The organism is Sandarakinorhabdus rubra (genome assembly GCF_010994245.1).
Taxonomy (GTDB): domain Bacteria; phylum Pseudomonadota; class Alphaproteobacteria; order Sphingomonadales; family Sphingomonadaceae; genus Sandarakinorhabdus; species Sandarakinorhabdus rubra.
Genome location: NZ_WMHO01000309.1, coordinates 1 through 2,207, shown reverse-complemented (window position 1 = coordinate 2,207; position 2,207 = coordinate 1). Strand labels below are relative to the sequence as shown.

The following is a 2,207-nucleotide window of genomic DNA, read 5'->3' as shown; positions in this document are numbered from 1 at the left end:
CGGCGGCCGCGAGCGCCTTCGCCCGCGCCGCCAATTCGCGCGTCAGGTGACGCTCGGCCGCTGCCAACAGCAGCCGCTGCTCCCCGGCCCGCGCCGCGGCATCGGCGGTGAAGCGGAAGCCATCAAGGCGCCCGATCGCTTCGCCATCGACGCACACAACGCCATCGGCCTCCACGATCACGGCCGCATCGGCGCCCCTGGCCTTCAGATCCTTGAGCAGCACGGCCGTGCGGCGATCGACAAAGCGCTGGGTGAGCGCGGCGTGCAACGCATCGGAAAGCCGCTCTTCCAGCGCCCGCGTGCGCTCGGCCCAGGCGGCGCCATCCTCCAGCCAGTCCGGCCGGTGGGCCACATAGGTCCAGGTGCGGGCCGCCGCGATGCGATCCGAAATCGCCTCCACATCGCCCGTGACGCGATCGAGATGGGCGATCTCGGCCGCGATCCAGGCCTCCGGCAGGCGGCCATTGCCTTCGGTGAGGTGGCGGAACACCCGGCCCACCAGGCGGGCGTGGGCCTCGGCCCCGGTCTTGCGATAATCGGGCAGGCCGCACGCCTGCCACAGGCGATTGAGCCCACGTTCGCCGAGCAGGCGGGAGCGCGCCCGCTCCATTACCCAGGGTTCCCCGGCCAGCCGCTTCAGCACGGCCAGATCGATGGCGTCATCCGATCGCACCAGCTCGGGGCGTTCGGGACGGGCGTCAAGCGTGGCGACCAGCCGCTGCAGGCTCGAGAAATCGAGTTCGGAATTGCGCCACACCAGCTGGGTGAGCGGCTCGAAGCGGTGTGCCTCCAGCCCCTCGATCTCCTCGGGCGTGAACTGGCAGTGCGCCTCGGCGCCCAGCTGCACGGCGCCGAAACTGCCGTCCTTCTGGTGGCGGCCGGCGCGACCGGCGATCTGCGCCATTTCGGCCAGGGTCAACCGGCGCTGGCGCTTGCCGTCGAACTTGCCCAGCGCGGCAAAGGCGACATGGGCGATGTCCATGTTCAGCCCCATGCCGATGGCATCGGTGGCCACCAGATAGTCCACCTCGCCCGACTGGTACATCGCCACCTGGGCGTTGCGGGTGCGCGGGGACAGCGCCCCCATCACCACCGCCGCCCCGCCCTTCTGGCGGCGCAGCATCTCGGCGATGGCATAGACTTCGGCGGCCGTGAAGGCGACGATGGCGGTGCGCCGCGGCAGCCGCGACAATTTCTTGGCGCCAGCATAGGCAAGCGTCGAAAAGCGCGGGCGGGTGATGATTTCGGCCTCGGGCAGCAGCTTCCTGACCAGCGGCTTCAGCGTTTCCGATCCCAGGATCATGGTTTCGGCATAGCCGCGCACATTGAGCAGCCGATCGGTGAAGACATGGCCGCGCTCCGGATCGGCGCCCATCTGGCCTTCGTCGATGGCGACGAACGCCACCTCGCGGTCGAGCGGCATCGATTCCACCGTCGACAGGAACCAGCGGGCGCCCGGCGGCACGATCTTTTCCTCGCCGGTGATCAGCGCGACCTCGGACGGGCCCTTCAGCGCCACCACCCGATCATAGACCTCGCGGGCCAGCAGGCGCAGCGGGAAGCCGATGATGCCGCTGGCATGGCCGCACAGGCGCTCGACGGCGAGATGCGTCTTGCCGGTGTTGGTCGGGCCGAGCACGGCGGTCACCCTGGCGGGGCCATTGCTCATCCTGGCGGAGCCGGCGTGGCCGGAAAAGGCACCAACCCTGGTCACGAACACAGGGTGGTCCCGGCGCTGTTCGCCTGCAAGGGCCTGTGACAACCTTGCAGTGGACAAACTGGCGGGGCGGAGAGCGGCGACGGCAAGCCGGCAGGGGGCGGAACAAGGCGGCGGGGCTGGCCGAACCGCCCCATCCTCAAGCGAACCCGTGGTCCATCACCATGCCGGCAAGGTGACATGGGACGGCGCGGCCGGCAAGTGACCGTTTCAGGTCAACGGCTCATCGGGATTGACTGGCGCGCCAACTGTTGCCGGATTGACACGGCGACTCGGGCTGGGCAATGCTGATCACGATCGGGGTCGTCGCGTGCGGCCTTTTGATTCAAGGGTTTGTAAGCGGTTTGTTCAGAACAGCCGCAAGCAAGGGGGGAAGGTGTACCAACCCGGGCTCCAGCCAAAGGCCGCCGGCAGCGTTGCGTTGCCGATGCCGCTCGCGCTGCCGTTGCCAGGCCGCGCGCTGCTGCGGCAGGTCGGCGTCGCGGCAGCG

1 protein-coding gene is annotated in these 2,207 nt (G+C 69.3%); it reads right to left on the bottom strand.

Annotated elements, in window-relative coordinates; translation table 11 throughout:
- The coding region (locus GJV64_RS13815; protein WP_268920651.1) for a helicase-related protein at nucleotides 1–1,669 on the bottom strand (1,669 nt) is incomplete at its 3' end.
- Between the last annotated feature and the right edge of the window lie 538 nt (nucleotides 1,670–2,207).